The organism is Mesorhizobium sp. WSM3864 (genome assembly GCF_002294955.1).
GTDB lineage: Bacteria > Pseudomonadota > Alphaproteobacteria > Rhizobiales > Rhizobiaceae > Mesorhizobium.
Map to the genome: position 1 here is coordinate 252,967 of NZ_NSGD01000002.1, position 16,162 is coordinate 269,128.

At 64.8% G+C, this 16,162-nt stretch carries 10 protein-coding genes; 5 read left to right on the plus strand and 5 right to left on the minus strand.

The features are described 5' to 3' along the window. Positions 1–130: 130 nt before the first annotated feature. The 3 genes from CK215_RS05535 (at position 131) to CK215_RS05545 (ending at position 2,665) form a co-directional block, all read left to right on the plus strand. Positions 131–769, plus strand: a complete 639-nt coding sequence (locus tag CK215_RS05535; RefSeq protein WP_066997558.1) for a hypothetical protein — start codon at positions 131–133, stop codon at positions 767–769. 68 nt (positions 770–837) lie between these two features. Beyond that, positions 838–1,761, plus strand: a complete 924-nt coding sequence (locus tag CK215_RS05540) for a uracil-DNA glycosylase (RefSeq protein WP_095830344.1) — start codon at positions 838–840, stop codon at positions 1,759–1,761. 91 nt (positions 1,762–1,852) lie between these two features. Beyond that, positions 1,853–2,665: a helix-turn-helix transcriptional regulator gene (locus tag CK215_RS05545; protein ID WP_095830345.1), complete on the plus strand. Its 813-nt coding sequence runs from the start codon at positions 1,853–1,855 to the stop codon at positions 2,663–2,665. A 2-nt stretch (positions 2,666–2,667) separates the two neighbouring features. Here the strand turns inward: CK215_RS05545 and CK215_RS05550 are convergent, their stop codons facing one another. Further along, positions 2,668–3,615, minus strand: a complete 948-nt coding sequence (locus CK215_RS05550) for a DMT family transporter (RefSeq protein ID WP_095827197.1) — start codon at positions 3,613–3,615, stop codon at positions 2,668–2,670. Positions 3,616–3,767: 152 nt separating this feature from the next. Between CK215_RS05550 and pepN the strand changes: the two genes are divergently transcribed. Together pepN and CK215_RS05560 are read left to right on the plus strand one after the other, a co-directional pair. Next, positions 3,768–6,413 carry an aminopeptidase N gene (gene pepN, locus CK215_RS05555; RefSeq protein ID WP_095830346.1) on the plus strand — a complete coding sequence of 882 codons (2,646 nt, stop codon included), beginning with the start codon at positions 3,768–3,770 and terminating at the stop codon, positions 6,411–6,413. A gap of 177 nt (positions 6,414–6,590) precedes the next feature. Further along, on the plus strand, positions 6,591–8,912 hold the full coding sequence (locus CK215_RS05560) for a PAS domain-containing sensor histidine kinase (protein WP_095781549.1): 2,322 nt from the start codon (positions 6,591–6,593) through the stop codon (positions 8,910–8,912). 48 nt (positions 8,913–8,960) lie between these two features. Here CK215_RS05560 and CK215_RS05565 read toward each other — a convergent pair whose 3' ends face one another. The 4 genes from CK215_RS05565 to CK215_RS05580 form a co-directional block, all read right to left on the minus strand. Beyond that, a complete protein-coding gene (locus CK215_RS05565; protein WP_170950230.1) occupies positions 8,961–11,939 on the minus strand; it encodes a bifunctional [glutamine synthetase] adenylyltransferase/[glutamine synthetase]-adenylyl-L-tyrosine phosphorylase in 2,979 nt (992 codons plus the stop codon). Next, complete coding sequence (locus CK215_RS05570) at positions 11,939–13,414, minus strand: HAMP domain-containing sensor histidine kinase (RefSeq protein WP_095830348.1); 1,476 nt, start codon at positions 13,412–13,414, stop codon at positions 11,939–11,941. Before CK215_RS05570 ends, CK215_RS05565 begins: the two co-directional genes overlap by 1 nt. A 96-nt stretch (positions 13,415–13,510) precedes the next feature. Further along, positions 13,511–14,185, minus strand: a complete 675-nt coding sequence (locus tag CK215_RS05575; protein WP_066997584.1) for a response regulator transcription factor — start codon at positions 14,183–14,185, stop codon at positions 13,511–13,513. 356 nt (positions 14,186–14,541) lie between these two features. After that, complete coding sequence (locus CK215_RS05580; RefSeq protein WP_095827194.1) at positions 14,542–16,086, minus strand: Do family serine endopeptidase; 1,545 nt, start codon at positions 16,084–16,086, stop codon at positions 14,542–14,544. Between the last annotated feature and the right edge of the window lie 76 nt (positions 16,087–16,162).

Here is a 16,162-nt window from a genome sequence, read left to right on the forward strand (position 1 = left end):
TGTTCCATACGAAACGGCCATCGGACAGGCGACGGCGAAGCATAGGCCAGGGCCATGCAGTTGGAAGGCCAGGCCCGTCCGGCACGTTTTTAATTGTTCGACGGCTTGCTTATCGGCAATACTTGGCCCCATGCGCACTCCCGAGCCAACCGGCTTTTCATTGAAGCGCTTACTCTTCACGCCCGGCGTGCTCTGCCGCGCGGTTCTTCCGCTCCTCTTTTCGCTCGGCGCGGCCCAGGCCGATCCGCAGAAAGTCTGGGCGGCCGGCGCCTACTCCTTTTCCGACGAGCTCGGCGGCTTCCGCATCACCGGCGCTTCCGGAATCGGCACCAAGGATGACCCGCTGGTCATCACCGAGGAGCTGAATTCGGCGACGCCAGTGACGCTGACCATCCGCGCGATCAGGCCGATCGAAGCCTTCGGCAGGGCCGGCAACGTGGCCAATGGGGTTATGTACATGCGCATCGACGTGCTCAACAACAGCTCCCTGCCCTGGGTCGAGTTCCAGTTCGAGCTGCAGGAAATCCTCGACCAGCCGAGCGTGTTCGGCGACGGTCTCTCCTTCGACCAGCGCAACAAGAGTCCCGACAACATCGTCTCGAGCAACTTCGCCGATTTCGACCGCCAGTTCGAACCCTATGACCGGCTCTTGTTCAAGAACGGCAAGGTCGACCCGCTGAAGACGGCGACGTTCGAGTTCCTGATCACCGACTACACGCCGCGCTGGACATTTTTCCTGGTGCAGGATCCGCGCATACCGACGGGCTGACAGACATTGCGCTGAATGGCGAATTCCGAGCGGTTGCAAATCTTTGCCGCGCGGACGATGGTGGCGCCATGACTGCCGCCTCCCCCAACAACCCGATCGATATCGCAGAGCTGCTGGCCTTCTATGCCAGCGCCGGCGGTGACGAGGCGCTGGAAGACACGCCTGTCAACCGCTTCGCCGAGGCCAAGCCGAAGCAAGCCGAGCGCGCGCCTGCGCAGGCCGCGATCGCGCGTGAAAGCATGCCCCTGGAGCGGCCGGCATCGGAGCCCGGATTGGAGGCAGGCCGGGCGGCGGAACGGCCGGCGGCATCGATGGGACTTGACGCAAGCCAAGTGCCCGATGCGCCGCGGCGCCCGACGCTCACCACCGCCACGGTCCCCGACGAGGGGCAGATCAAGCTTGCACGGCAGCTGGCGGCGAGCGCCTCGACGCTTGACGAGCTGCGCCAGCAGATGGCGGCGTTCGACGGCTGCAATCTCAAATTCACCGCCAAGAACCTGGTCTTCGCCGACGGCAACCCGAATGCCGACCTGATGCTCGTCGGCGAGGCGCCGGGCCGCGACGAGGACCTCGAAGGGCTGCCCTTCGTCGGCCGCTCCGGACGGCTGCTCGACAGCATGCTGGCAGCGATCGGCCTCGACCGGACATCGGCCTATATTGCCAACGTCATCCCGTGGCGCCCGCCGGGCAACCGCACGCCGACGCCGCACGAGACGGAGATCTGCCGCCCGTTCATCGAAAGGCAGATCGAGCTGATCAATCCGAAGGTGCTGGTCAATCTCGGCGGCCCTTCCGCCAAGACGCTGCTCAACACGACCGAGGGCATCCTGCGCCTGCGCGGCAATTGGCGCGTCCACACCACCCAGTCGGGCATTGCCATTCCAGCGATGCCGACGCTGCATCCGGCGTATCTGCTTCGCACGCCTGCACACAAGAAGCTGGCGTGGCGGGATTTTCTCGAGGTGAAGGCGAAGCTGAGGGCGTTGGGGTGAAGCACCTCCCCTTCTCCCACAGCAAGGGAGAAGGGGAGCGATAACCTCCCAGGTAATTGAATTACTCCGCTCGCCGGCCTACTCATCCCCCATGACAACACCCGACGTCTCCGCCGGCAGCCTCATTCGCGAGTGGCGCACGCGCCGGCGCATGAGCCAGCTCGACCTCGCCATGGAAGCCGATATCTCGCAGCGGCATCTCTCCTTCGTCGAAAGCGGCCGCGCCCAGCCTTCGCGCGAGATGGTGATGCATCTGGCCGAGCAGCTTGCCATTCCTCTACGCCAGCGCAACCAGCTTTTGCTCGCGGCCGGCTTCGCGCCGAGCTTCAGCGAAAGGCCGCTGACCGATACGACGCTGGCGCCGGCGATGGCTGCGGTCGAGACGGTGCTCAAGGGCCACGAGCCCTTCCCGGCGCTGGCGGTCGACCGGCACTGGAACCTCGTTTGCGCCAACGCGGCGATCGGCCCGTTCCTGGCCGACGTCTCGGAGCCGTGGCTGCTCAAGCCGCCGGTCAATGTGCTGAGGCTCAGCCTGCATCCCGGTGGCGTCGCGCCGCGCATCGTCAACCTCGCGGAATGGCGCGCGCATCTGCTCGAGCGCCTCAAGCACCAGAACGACGCCACCGGCGACTCCATGCTGATCGAGTTGGAGAAGGAATTGCGCGGCTATCCGTCCGGGCTGAGGAGCAGCCGGCCGGCGCCGGTCGAGCCAAGCGGCATCGTCCATCCGCTCAGGCTCGCGCATGGCGATCAGGTGCTGTCCTTCATCAGCACGATCACCGTCTTCGGTACGCCGCTCGACGTGACGCTGTCGGAGCTGGCGATCGAATCCTTCTTCCCCGCCGACGAGCAGACGCGGACCGTGCTGGTGCGGCTGGCGAAGGAGCGGACGGCCGCTTCGTAGGCTTACCCCTGCGGCGGCGTCGCCCTTCGGGTGCGCGTGCGCTCGAGGCCAAGTTGCCTTTCGCGCCAGATGATGAAGATGCCGGCGGCAACCACAATCACGCCGCCGATCAGCGTGTTGAGCGACGTCACATCGCCGAACACAAGATAGCCGATGACGACGCCGAGAATCATCGAGCTATATTCGAAAGGCGCCACGACCGAAGCCTCGGCGTGGCGGTAGGCGGCCGTCATCAGGATCTGACCGAGCCCGCCGCAGAAGCCGGCCATGACAAGCAGCGCGGCTTGCATCGGCGTCAGCATCTGCCAGCCGAAAGGCAGGGTGAGCAGCGCCAGCACGCTCGCCGTCGAGGAAAACCACAGCACGATGGTCGCCGTCTTCTCGGTCTGCACGAGATTGCGCACCAGAAGCATGGCGACGGCCGAGATCGCCGCGGCGATCAGCGCCGCCATGACGCCAAGCACCTCCTGGTCGTCGAGCGCCTCGTCGGAATTCAACAGCGTCAGTTCCGGCCAGGAAACGATCAACAGGCCGACGAGGCCGAAGGCGACCGCGCTCCAGCGATAGACGCGGATCGTCTCGCCCAGGAAGATCGAAGAGAACACCACGACCAGCAGCGGCTGGGCATAATTCAGCGTGATCGCTTCGGGAAGTGGCAACCTGGTCAGCGCGAAGAAGCCGAGCCCCATGGCGCCGACGCCGACGACGCCGCGCGCGATGTGGTTGAACGGCCGTTTCGTGGTGAATGCGGTGGCGAGCTGTCCCTTGAAGGCCAGAAAGGCGATGATCGGCAAGATGGCGAAGAAGGAGCGGAAGAAGACGATCTGTCCGGCGGGCACGGCGCCGGCCGCCTTGATACAGGTCTGCATGCCGACAAAGACCGCCACGGAGACGATCTTCAGCGCAATGCCGCGCAGCATATTGTGGCCGACGGCATGATCGACGGTCATCTTGCCTCGTGACGATGGTCGGAAAACGAAGCCCAGAAATAGACCTTGGCGCAGTTTTGTCGAGTGACCGTTTGGTGTAAAGAGCGCGGACTTTAGAATTCCCCCACCAGCAAAGCCTGCTGCCCACCCGAATTGATAGGAAAAACGACGGAATGCGCACAGATACCGGCCATGTCTTCAAGCTCGAAGACTACCGCCCCAGCGACTATCTCATTCCGCGGACCAGCCTCGATTTCCGTCTGTCTCCGGATGCCACCCGCGTCACTGCCGTGCTCACCGTCGAGCGACGCCAGGGGGTCGCCGCTTCCACGCCGCTGGTGCTCGACGGCGACGGGCTGAAGCTGCTCGGCGTTGCCATCGACGGGCAGGTTCTCCCGGAAGCCGACTATCAGGCTACGCCCGACCAACTGACCATTCCGACGCCGCCGGCGGCACGGCGCTTCGAGCTTCGTCTCGAGACCGAGATCGCGCCGTCCAGCAACGAGTCGCTGATGGGCCTTTATCGCTCCAACAATGTCTATTGCACCCAATGCGAAGCGGAGGGGTTTCGCCGCATTACCTATTTCCTCGACCGTCCAGACGTCCTCTCGGTCTACACCGTGCGCATCGAGGCGCCGCACGCCGAGGCGCCGCTGCTGCTGTCCAATGGCAACCCCGTAGAAAGCGGGGCGCTCGCGGATGGCCGGCACTATGCCGTCTGGCACGACCCCTTCCCGAAGCCTTCCTATCTCTTTGCGCTGGTGGCTGGCGCGCTCGGCAAGGTCGCGGGAAGCTTCACCACCCTATCCGGCCGCAAGGTCGAGCTCGGCATCTATGTCGAGCCCGGCAAGGAGCGGCTCGCCGGCTACGCGATGGATGCGCTGAAGCGCTCGATGAAATGGGACGAGGAAGCCTTCGGCCGCGAATACGACCTCGACGTCTTCAACATCGTCGCCGTGTCAGACTTCAACATGGGCGCCATGGAGAACAAGGGCCTCAACATCTTCAACGACAAATATGTGCTGGCCGACGAGGAGACGGCGACCGATGCCGATTTCGCCAACATCGAGGCGATCATCGCGCATGAATATTTCCACAATTGGACCGGCAACAGAATCACTTGCCGCGACTGGTTCCAGCTCTGCCTGAAGGAAGGGCTGACGGTTTACCGCGACCACGAATTCTCGGCCGACCAGCGCTCGCGCGCGGTAAAGCGCATCGCCGAGGTGCGCACGCTGCGCGCGCATCAGTTCCCCGAGGACCAGGGGCCATTGGCGCATCCGGTCAGGCCGCGCCGCTACCGCGAGATCAACAACTTCTACACTGCAACAGTCTACGAGAAGGGCTCGGAAGTGGTGCGCATGATCCGCACCATCCTCGGCGCGGAGACCTTCCGCGCCGGCATGGACCTCTATTTCGAGCGGCATGACGGCGAAGCGGCGACGATCGAGGACTTCCTCAAAGTGTTCGAGGACGTTTCTGGCCGAGACCTCACGCAGTTCGCTCTCTGGTACCATCAGGCCGGCACGCCGAACCTGACGGTGAGTTCCTCCTACAATGCGGCGGCCAAGGCATTGACGCTGGAGATCGAGCAGTCGGTGCCGCCAACGCCGTCTGAAAGCCGCAAGCGACTGATGCATATTCCCCTAGCCTTCGGCCTAGTCGGCGCCGGCGGCAAGCCTGTCGCCTGGACAGCCGTCGATGGCGCCACCGTCGAGGACGGCATCATCCATGTCCGAAAGCGGCGGCACACGGTGCGCTTCTCGGGGGTTTCGGAGCGGCCTTCGGTGTCGCTCAACCGCGACTTCTCGGCGCCAATCACGCTCTCGGTGCAGCAGAAGGCCGACGACCAGTTCTTCCTGGCCAGCCATGACAGCGATCCTTTCTCGCGCTGGCAGGCCTTCAACACGCTGCTCACCGACGCGCTCATAGCAGCGTTCCGCCAGCTGCTGGGCGGCAAAGAGTCGGCCTTCGACGCAAAGCTCGCCGAGCTTGCCGGAAGCATTGCCCGCGACGAGACGCTGGAGCCGGCCTACCGGGCGCTGGCTCTGTCGCTGCCCGGCGAGGCCGATATTGCGCGCGACATCGGCCAGGGCATCGATCCCGACGCCATTTTCGCCGCCCGCGAGGCGCTGGCGCGGACGATTGCCATGGCGAACCGCGAGATCTTCTCGGCCCTTTACGCCAGCCTGGCCGACAACGGTCCGTTCACGCCCGACTCGGCAAGCGCTGGGCGCCGCGCGCTGCGCAACATCCTGCTCGATTACCTGTCGCTCCTGCCCGAAGGCACGGCGCTTGCCGCGCGGCATTTCAACGCCGCCACCAACATGACCGACCGCGCCGCGGCGCTGACCGTGCTGGCACACCGTCATGCCGGCTCCGCGCAAGCGGAGGAGGCACTGTCGGCCTTCGAGATGAGATACCGCGGCGATGCGCTGGTGCTCGACAAATGGTTCCAGATCCAGGCCGGAGTGCCGGGACCGCTGACCGTCGAAAACGTGCGCGCGCTGATGCAGCACCCTGCCTTCTCGATCGCAAATCCGAACCGGGTGCGCTCGCTGATCGGCACCTTCTCCAGCGCCAACCAGACCGGCTTCCATCTCGCCGACGGTCAGGGCTACCGCTTCTTCGCCGAGACCGTGCTGGAGGTCGAGAAGCGCAACCCGCAAGTGGCAGCACGGCTGGCGACGGCGCTCAGGTCCTGGCGCTCGCTGGAACCGGTCCGGCAGAACAAGGCAAGGCAGGCACTGCTGCACATCGCGAACGCCGACAACCTGTCGGCCGACCTGCGCGACATCGTGGAGCGGACGCTGGTGTGATTAGCACTCTTCCCCCCTGGTGGGGGAGATCAGCAGTTTCGACGAATTTCAATCAACTTTTAATCTTTTTTGGCCGCGCCTCTGGACAAGGCGAATCACCTTTGATTCCTTATTGACGATTCGGACGTGCGGCGTAGCCGGATCGTCAAGTATGCGGCAAATCGGGGAGTGCCATTTATGGCGAAGACGGACGCGTGGGGCGCGCCCGGAGGGAGAGCTTTTGCGCGTCGCGAGGCAAGGAGCGGCGGGCCTGCCGGCAATGCGCGTCTGATCGCCGAACCCGCCTACCAGCGGCTGCTGGCGGCGGAACCGCTGCTGCGCCGCTCCATCCCCGCACTGATCATCATCTTCCTGATTGTCATCGCCGCACTGCGCTTCCTGTCGCTGGTGAACGACCGCGACGAGGTCGAACGCGACGCCAAGTCGGTGCTGGCGTTAGCCGCCGGCCAGATGGCACAGGCGATTGCGGCCGACCCGAACGCAGCCGGCGTGAATGCGACGGACCTTCTGGAGAAGACCAGCCGCCAGGGCGCCATGGGCCGCAGCCACGTGCTGGCCATCACCGACGGCGCTTTCAAGATCGTCGCGGTATCGCCATTGTCGACCGGCTGGCAGGGACGCTCGCTGGACAGCCTGGTGCTCGGCGGCCAGCCGCTGTTCATGTTCGGCGACCGCGCCGGCGTTATGGATGTCAGCATCGGCGGCAAGGACTGGTTCGCCGCCGTCAGCCTCACCGGCGACCGCAACAACGCCGCGGCGGTGCTGGTGCCCAAGGAGGCGGTGTTCGACAGCTGGCGCAAGACGGTGTCGCTCAACGTCACGTTGTTCGTGCTGACGGCCGGCGTGCTGATCGTCATCCTTTACGCCTATTTCGGCCAGGCGGCGCGCGCCCAGGCGGCCGACCGCATCTATCTCGAAGCGCATCAGCGCATCGACATGGCGCTGGTGCGCGGCCGCTGCGGGTTGTGGGACTGGGACATGGTGCGCGGCAAGATGTACTGGTCGCGCTCGATGTACGACATGCTGGGCTACGAGCCTTGCGATACGATGCTGTCCTTCGGCGAGGTCGACGAGATCATCCATCCCGACGACGGCGACCTCTTCGAGCTCGCCAACCGCATCGTCGAGCGCGAGATCGACCATATCGACCAGGTGTTCCGCATGCGCCACGCCGACGGGCAGTGGGTGTGGATGCGCGCCCGCGCCCAGGTGATCGACCCGGAAGCGCCCGAGATCCAGCTGATCGGCATCGCCGTCGACGTCACCGAGCAGCGGCATCTCGCGCTGCGCTCGGAAGCGGCGGACATGCGGCTGCGCACGGCGATCGAGAACATCAACGAATCCTTCGTGCTATGGGATGCCGCCGAACGGCTGATCATGTGCAACTCCAAATTCCAGCAGGACAACGGGCTCTCGGACCGCGACGTGATGCCGGGCGCAACCCGCGACATGCTGGAGGAGCGCATGCTCGCCTTCGCCTCGGAGCGCAGGCTGGCCAACGCCAACGGGCCGCATGGCGGTGTGACGCTGGAGCGCCAGCTCGCCGACGGACGCTGGCTGCAGGTCAACGAGCTCAGGACCAGAGACGGCGGCATCGTCTCGGTCGGCTCCGACATCACCCAGATCAAGCTGCATCAGGAAAAGCTGGTCGACAGCGAGCGCCGCCTGATGGCGACCATCCACGATCTTAGCCTCGCCCGCCGGGCCGAGGAGGAACGCGCCAAGGAGCTGGTCGAGCTCAATCGCAAATACATGAAGGAAACCGAGCGCGCCGAGGCCGCCAACCGGGCGAAGTCCGAATTCCTCGCCAATATGTCGCATGAACTGCGCACACCGCTCAACGCCATCATCGGCTTCTCCGAGCTGATGCAGCAAGGCCTGTTCGGACCGCTGGGTTCCGAGCGCTACGAGGAATATGCCAGCGACATCAACGGCAGCGGCAAATACCTGCTCGGCGTCATCAACGACATTCTCGACATGTCGAAGATCGAGGCCGGCCAGTTCTCGCTTGACCGCGAGGAAATCGACCTCTGCCCGCTGATCAGGGAAACGGTTCGCGTCATCTCGCTGCAGGCGGCGGAGAAGTCGATCACGGTAGAGACGCGCATCGCCGATGCGATGCGGCTCTACGCCGACCGCCGCGCGATCAAGCAGATCGCCATCAATCTGCTCTCCAACGCGGTGAAGTTCACCGGACAGGGCGGCAAGATCACGGTCAGGGCGCGCAGCGCCTCAGGCGCGCTGGTGCTCACCATCGAGGACAATGGCTGCGGTATCCCGAAGCAGGCGCTGAGCAAGCTCGGGCGGCCGTTCGAGCAGGTGCAAAACCAGTTCTCCAAGAACCACACCGGTTCCGGCCTGGGCCTCGCCATCTCGCGTTCGCTCGCCGAATTGCAGGGGGGCGCGCTGAAGATTCGCTCCACCGAAGGCGTCGGCACCATCGTTTCGGTGCGCATCCCGCTGAAGAAGGCGCCGCCCATGGTCAAGGTGGCGGCTTAATTGGCGCGCTGAAATTCGAAACGCCGGCGCCAAGGAATGACGCGTGAATTAACCTCGCGAGATCGACGCTCCCGCGCGAAGCAGAAGCTCGAAATCCTTCCGAACCTTCTGCGACGTCTCCTTGAGATGCGCTTCGAGCACACCGAAATCCGGCAGGTCGGTGGCCGCCAGAAGCAGATCAGAAAGCCCCGGCGGAACATCGTCGCGCTGGAACTCGCCGGTAAGGCAGAGCCTGATCATCTGGGTCAGCGCGAGATAGAGTCTCCAGGCCTCGCAAAGCTCCTGCCGAACATCAGGCGCCGCGTAACCGGGGGCCAGCCGCGCCAGCACTTCCGCCGTCGCGGTTGCCCGCCTGCCAGCCTCGACCGCGCCGGTGATGACCGCGACCTGGGCGATGAATTCAAGATCGATCAGGCCGCCGGGGATCAGCTTGATGTCCCAGAGATCGCGCGGCGGCTTTTCCGTGTCGATCAGCGCCCGCATCTCGGAGGCATCCGCCTTCACCTTGGCGCTTTCGCGCGGCTGGGCGAGAACCGCCGCAACCTCGTCCTGGACCTCGGCGCAAAGCGCTGCGTCACCGCCGATGGCGCGTGCTCGTGCCAGCGCCATATGCTCCCAGGTCCAGGCATCCTGCCGCTGATATTTCTTATAGGCGTCGACATGGGTGGCGACGGGCCCCTTGTTGCCGGAGGGGCGCAAGCGGAGATCGAGTTCGTAAAGCACTCCCTCGGCCGTCGGCGCCGAGACGGCGGCGATCAGCCGCTGCGTCATGCGGGTGTAGTAGTGTGAGGGCGCCAGCGGCTTCTCGCCATCGGAGTCTTCCGCATCCGCGTCGTGGTCATAAAGCAGGATCAGATCGACATCCGAGCCGGCAGTGAGCTCGCGGCTGCCCAGCTTGCCCATGCCGAGGAGCGCGACCCTGCCCCCGGCAATCCTGCCATGGCGCAACGCGAACTCGGCGATGACTGCGTTGAGCGCCGCTTCGATCGTGAGGTCGGCCAGGTCCGAGAAGGCGCGACCGGCGCGCCCGGGATCGATGGAGCCCGCAAGCAACCGCACGCCGATCAGGAATTTCTGCTCGGAGGCGAAGATGCGCAGCCGGTCAAGCACATCCTCATAGGCGCGGTCTCCGTCGATGAAAGCCGCAAGCCGCGCCGACAGATAGGCACGGTCGGGCAGTTCCGCGAGCAACGCCGGATCGAGCAGACCGTCGAACACATGCGGGCGGCGCGTGATGATGGCGGCGAGCCGCGGCGCGGCGCCCATGATCGTCGCCATCAGCTTGAGCAGTGCCGGATTGGACTGCAAAAGCGAGAAGAGCTGGATGCCAGCCGGCAGGCCGGCGAGGAACTCGTCGAAGCGGATCAGCGCCTCGTCGGCGCGGCGCGTCTGGCCGAAGGCTTTCAGCAGCGCCGGCGTCAGTTCCGTCAGCCGCTCGCGCGCCTCCGCCGACTGGGTGACGCGGTAGCGGCCGAAATGCCAGCCGCGAATGACACGGCAGATGTCGCTCGGCCGCTGAAAGCCGAGGCGATGCAAGGTCTGCAGCGTGTCGGGATCGTCGACATCACCGGTGAAGACCAGATTGCCGACGCCGGCCGACAGTTCGGGTGCCGTCTCGAACAGCGCCGCATAATGGCGTTCGACCTGCTGCAGCGAGGCGCGGAAAGCTTCCGCGAATTCCGCCTCGCCGGTGAAGCCGAGCATCAGCGCAATACGCTCCAGCTCCTCGTCCTCTTCCGGCAGGACATGCGTCTGCTCGTCGGCCACCATCTGGACGGCATGCTCGACACGGCGCAGGAACCAGTATTGCCGGGTGAGCGCATCGCGCGCATCGGCGGTGATCCAGCCGCGCACGGCGAGCGCGTCCAGCATCGGCACCGTTTCGCGGCCGCGCAGTTCCGGGAAGCGGCCGCCGGCAATCAGCTGCTGCGTCTGGACGAAGAACTCGATCTCGCGGATGCCGCCGCGGCCGAGCTTGACGTTGTGGCCTTTCACCGCGATCTCGCCGTGACCCTTGTGGGCATGGATCTGGCGCTTGATCGAATGGACGTCGGCGATCGCGGCGTAATCCATGTATTTCCGCCAGACATAGGGCTGCAATTCCTTGAGGAAGGCCGAGCCCGCGGCAAGGTCTCCGGCCACTGGCCGCGCCTTGATCATGGCGGCGCGCTCCCAGTTCTGGCCGCGGGCCTCATAATAACGAAGCGCCGCCTCGACCGGGATCGCCAGCGGGGTCGAGCCGGGATCGGGGCGCAGCCTCAGATCGGTGCGGAAGACATAGCCATGCTCCGTGCGGTCCTGCAGGATGCGCACGAGACGGCGGGTGAGGCGCGAGAACAGCTCCGTCGCATCGAGCGGATCGACCACCGCCGGCGCCTCCGGATCGAAGAAGACGACGAGGTCTATGTCGGAGGAAAAATTCAGCTCATGCGCGCCGAGCTTGCCCATGCCGAGCACAATCCAGCCCGAGCCGCGCGCCGGGTCTTCCGGATGGGGCAGCTTGAGCTTGCCCTGCCCGTGCGCGTCGAGCAGCAGGAAATCGACGGCGGCGCGTGTGCAAGCATCCGCCAAGTCGCTCAGACGGCGCACCGTCAGCGCGGTTTCGGCCTCGCCGGACAGATCGGCCAGCGCGATCAGGAAATGCGCTTCGGCCTTGAACTGCCTGAGTTCCATCATCAGGCTCGATTCCGAGACATTATCGGCCCGCGCAGCGCGATCGACCGCCTCGCCGATCTCGTTGAGACGCGCTTCGATGGTCTGGTCGAACAGCGTGTCGAGAATGGCCGGCCGGCGGCGGGCCGTATCACGCAGGAACGGCGACAGGTCGAAGATGGCGGCGAGCAATTCCTGCAGTGCTCCCTTGCCGGCGAGGAACGCGGCCAGACGCGGAAGGCCGTCTTGCTCGGCCGCGTCAGCGATCTCGGACAATTCCCTCCGGGCATGGTCGCCGCCGAGCGGGCGAAGCGCCAGCGTCGGTCGGAGTTGCCATTCCGTATCGATCTTCTTTTTTGCCATCCTTGCCGCCATCAATGCGTCTCCCGGGCCGGGAAACTCATGACTACGGACAATCCGGGATTGGCGGGCAGAAGATCAAGCCTGCCGTTATGGAAAGTCATGATCGCCTTGGCGAGGCTAAGGCCCAGACCCGAACCCGGCTGCGAACGGCTCTTCTCCAGCCGCACGAAACGCTCGGTGACCCTGGCGCGGTCGGCATCGTCGGGAATGCCAAGGCCATTGTCGGAAACGGCGAGCTTGACCTCGCCGCCGATGCGCTCCAGCGTGACGCGCACTTTCGGGCTCTCGGCGGCGCCGGTCGAGTATTTGATGGCGTTGTCGACGATGTTCGACAGTGCCTGGCCGATCAGCTCGCGATTGCCGTTGATGGTCACCGCTTCCGGCACCGAGGTTTCCAGCACGACGCCCGCCTCTTCCGCCACCGGCTCGTAGAGCTCGACGACATCGCTCACCGTGGCGGCGAGGTCGACCGGGCCGGTTGTCTCGGAGGAATAGCCGGCCTCCAGCCGCGAGATCATCAGGATGGCGTTGAAGGTCTTGATGAGCTGGTCGGACTCGGCGATCGTTCCCTCCAGCGCCTGACGGTAGTCCGTCGTCTTGCGCTTGCCGGCAAGGGTGGCTTCGGCGCGGTTGCGCAGCCTGGTCAGCGGCGTCTTCAGATCGTGAGCGATGTTGTCGGAGACCTGCTTCAGCCCCTCGTTCAGCATGGCGATACGGGCAAGCATCGTGTTGAGGTTTTCGGACAGGCGGTCGAATTCGTCACCGGCGCCGGTCACCGGCAGCCGTCCGCTAAGGTCGCCGCCCATGATGCGGCGGCTTGCGTCGGAGACGCTGTCGATGCGTTTCAGCGCGGCGCGCCCGACGAAGAACCAGATCAAGAGGCCGCCGAGCCCCATCATGCCTAGCGCCAGCATCAGCGCGCGGCGGATTACGGCGCGGAAGCGCTCGGGCTCGCCAAGATCGCGGCCGACCAGCAAGATCATCTGATTGGGCAGTCGCAGCACCAGCGCGATAGCGTTGTGGCCTTCCTCGCCTTCCGACTGAGCGCTGCTGTCGCCCGGGGACGGCGGGCTCTGATCGGTGCCACCGCCACGCAATCGGTCGAGTTCGCCCTCACCGAAGCGATGGTACGAAAAGGGTTCCGTCGTCCAGCCCTCGGTTTCGATGATTCCCGGCTCCAGGCTCTGCACATTGCCGGTCAGGATCTGGCCGTTGGCGTCGGCGATCAGATAGAGGTTGGCGCCAGGCTGGCGCGAGCGGGCTTCAACCACGCGCACCAGCAACGGCAGGCCGCCATTTTTGTATGCGCGAGCCAAGCCGAGGATCTCGTCATTGATCGTGTCCTGGGTCTGCGCCGTCAGCATGCGCGCCGAGAGCGACGTCATGTAAAAGACGAGCAGCACGGCGCAGAGCGCGAAAAGCAGAAGATAAAGCGCCGAGAGCCGGGCCGCCGTCGTCTTCATGATGGCCGGCAGGGAAAGAGCCATGTTCGCCTAGATCAGGATGACGATTGGCTGCACGGTAACCCCTTGTTGCAGCATCTTTTCCGAAACGTTCCCTGACTTTCGGTTTGGGATCATGCTCTAGCCGCCTTTCAGCATGTAGCCGGCGCCGCGGATGGTGTGCAGGATCGGTTTGTCGAAACCCTTTTCGATCTTGCCGCGCAGGCGCGAGACATGAACGTCGATGACGTTGGTCTGCGGATCGAAATGATAGTCCCAGACATTTTCCAGCAGCATGGTGCGTGTCACCACCTGGCCGGCGTGGCGCATCAGATATTCCAGCAGGCGGAACTCGCGCGGCTGCAGCGTGATCTCGCGGCCGGCGCGCTTGACCGAATGCGACAGACGGTCGAGCTCGAGATCGCCGACGCGGTAGACGGTCTCGGTTTCCCGGGCGCCGGCGCGACGGTTCAACACCTCGACGCGGGCAAGCAATTCGGAAAAAGCGTAGGGTTTGGTGAGATAATCGTCGCCGCCGGCGCGCAGCCCGGTGACGCGGTCGTCGACCTCGCCCAGCGCCGACAGGATCAGCACCGGCGTGGTGTTGCCGCGCGAGCGGAGCGCTGCGATCACCGACAGCCCGTCGCGGCGCGGCATCATGCGGTCGACCACCATCACGTCGTAGTCGCCGGCGTCGGCAAGCGCGAAGCCGGTCTCGCCGTCCCCGGCGACATGGGCGGTGTGGCCCGCCTCGGCGAAGGCTTTCTGCAGGTAGTCCGCAGCCTCGCGGTCGTCTTCCATGACGAGAATCTTCATGGAGCCGTTATACGCGATTTCACTGGAAGGTTGAGGGGCAGCCATGACTCAGCGCCTTTGCGTTCGCCAGCCGCATGTCGTGATCCCAGACCGGTACCCACTTGCGGGCACCGTGCTTGGCAAGCGGCAGCGGGTGATGGGAAACCCGCTGCCGCAGGAGCGAAACACGGTGACTGACTGACGTGCTCGGCCCCATGTTTTCCCGGCGGCGGCTCGGGGGTGTTGAAACCGCCGCAAGGAAAAGTCGCTGAGCAATTCCAGGAAAGGCGTGAAGCGGGTTGCCGTCCGGAATTGCGTCAAACAGAGAGTTAGAGCGGTTCTGCGTTCTCGAGGAGCGATTGAACCGCTCTATCAGATCAGCCCTTACCGACCGGCAGCGCGACGAAGCGGTTGCTATCGTCGCGGGTGATCTGCATCAGCACGGCCTTGCGGCCCGACTTGGAGGCATCGGTCATGGCCTTGGAAACGTCGTCGGTAGTGTTCACCTCGTTCGAATTGATCGAGGTGATGACGTCGCCGGGCTGAATGCCGCGGTCGGCCGCATCGCTGTCCGGATCGACATCGGTGACCACCAGGCCCTTGCCGTTTTCCGACTTGGTGACGGTGAGGCCGAGATCGGCAAGCGTATCGGCCTTGGCGGGAGCCGCCTGCTTGTTGCTGCCTTCGTTCGAGGCCTGCTTGTCGCTCGAAGGCAACGTGCCGAGGTCCACCTTGACCGTCTCGTTCTTGCCGTTGCGCCAGACAGTGACATCAACCGACTTGCCCGGCGCATAAGCGCCGATCATGCGGGCGAGTTCCTTCGGCGAGGCGACGTCCTTGCCGTCGACCTGGGTGATGACATCGCCGGCGACGATGCCGGCCTTCTTGCCGGGACCAGCGTCCTGCGCGCTCGAAACCAGCGCGCCCTTGTCCGACTTCAGGCCGAGCGACTCGGCAATGTCGGAGGTGACCGGCTGGATCTCGACGCCGAGCCAGCCGCGCTGGACTGAGCCGTTCTTCATCAGGTCTTCGACCACCTGCTTGGCGGTCGAGGCCGGAATGTCGAAGGCGATGCCGACACTGCCGCCCGACGGCGAGAAGATGGCGGTGTTGATGCCGATCACCTGGCCGTTGAGATTGAAGGTCGGACCGCCCGAATTGCCGCGGTTGACCGAGGCGTCGATCTGGATGAAGTCGTCATAGGGGCCGGCGCCGATGTCGCGGCCGCGGGCCGAAACGATGCCTGCGGTGACGGTGCCGCCGAGGCCGAACGGGTTACCGACCGCGACGACCCAGTCGCCGATGCGGATCTTGGAGTCGTCGGCGAAGTCGACATAGGTGAACTTGCCGCCGCCATCGACCTTCAGCACGGCGAGGTCGGTGCGCGGATCGGTGCCGATCAGCTTGGCGTCGAGCTCCTTGCCGTCATTGGTGACGACGGTGAAGTCGGAGCCTTCCGAAACCACGTGATTGTTGGTGACGAGGTAGCCGTCCTCGGAAATGAAGAAGCCCGAACCTTGAGCCACGGGGCGCGGCTCGCCATTGCCGTGGTTGCGGTGGTTGAAGCGGGGCATGCCGAACTGGCCGCCCTGATCGCCGAAGCCGCGGAACTCCCTGAAGAAGCGACGCAGCTGCGGATTGTCGGGCAGGTTGTCGAAGCCGTTCTGATCGTCGGAGCCGTCATCGGCCGTCGGCTGGATCTTGGCCTTCACCTTGACGCTGACCACCGCCGGCGAGACGCGCTCGACGACGTCGGCGAAGCTCGGAACCTGCGGAGCCTCGACACGCACAGCATCGGCCAGCACGGGCGCAGTGCCGGTGGCAAGCGCGCCTGCGCCGACCGCACCAATGACGGCCAGGGACGCGACAGCCGCCATCAGGCGCTTGCGGGTGCTTGAATATGAATCGGGGGCAATATTCATGGGTCTCGTTTCCTCTTTCGAAGTGGATGCGCTCAGGAGAGCATCCTCGGAAAAGAGACTTAGTGAGGCGCACATT

What these genes read in the sequence shown, in the direction of transcription:
- CK215_RS05535 (WP_066997558.1), top strand. Translation starts at nt 131, where the DNA reads ATGCGCACTCCCGAGCCAACCGGCTTTTCATTGAAGCGCTTACTCTTC.
- CK215_RS05540 (WP_095830344.1), top strand. Translation starts at nt 838, where the DNA reads ATGACTGCCGCCTCCCCCAACAACCCGATCGATATCGCAGAGCTGCTG.
- CK215_RS05545 (WP_095830345.1), top strand. Translation starts at nt 1,853, where the DNA reads ATGACAACACCCGACGTCTCCGCCGGCAGCCTCATTCGCGAGTGGCGC.
- CK215_RS05550 (WP_095827197.1), bottom strand. Translation starts at nt 3,615, where the DNA reads ATGACCGTCGATCATGCCGTCGGCCACAATATGCTGCGCGGCATTGCG.
- pepN (WP_095830346.1), top strand. Translation starts at nt 3,768, where the DNA reads ATGCGCACAGATACCGGCCATGTCTTCAAGCTCGAAGACTACCGCCCC.
- CK215_RS05560 (WP_095781549.1), top strand. Translation starts at nt 6,591, where the DNA reads ATGGCGAAGACGGACGCGTGGGGCGCGCCCGGAGGGAGAGCTTTTGCG.
- CK215_RS05565 (WP_170950230.1), bottom strand. Translation starts at nt 11,939, where the DNA reads ATGGCGGCAAGGATGGCAAAAAAGAAGATCGATACGGAATGGCAACTC.
- CK215_RS05570 (WP_095830348.1), bottom strand. Translation starts at nt 13,414, where the DNA reads ATGGCTCTTTCCCTGCCGGCCATCATGAAGACGACGGCGGCCCGGCTC.
- CK215_RS05575 (WP_066997584.1), bottom strand. Translation starts at nt 14,185, where the DNA reads ATGAAGATTCTCGTCATGGAAGACGACCGCGAGGCTGCGGACTACCTG.
- CK215_RS05580 (WP_095827194.1), bottom strand. Translation starts at nt 16,086, where the DNA reads ATGAATATTGCCCCCGATTCATATTCAAGCACCCGCAAGCGCCTGATG.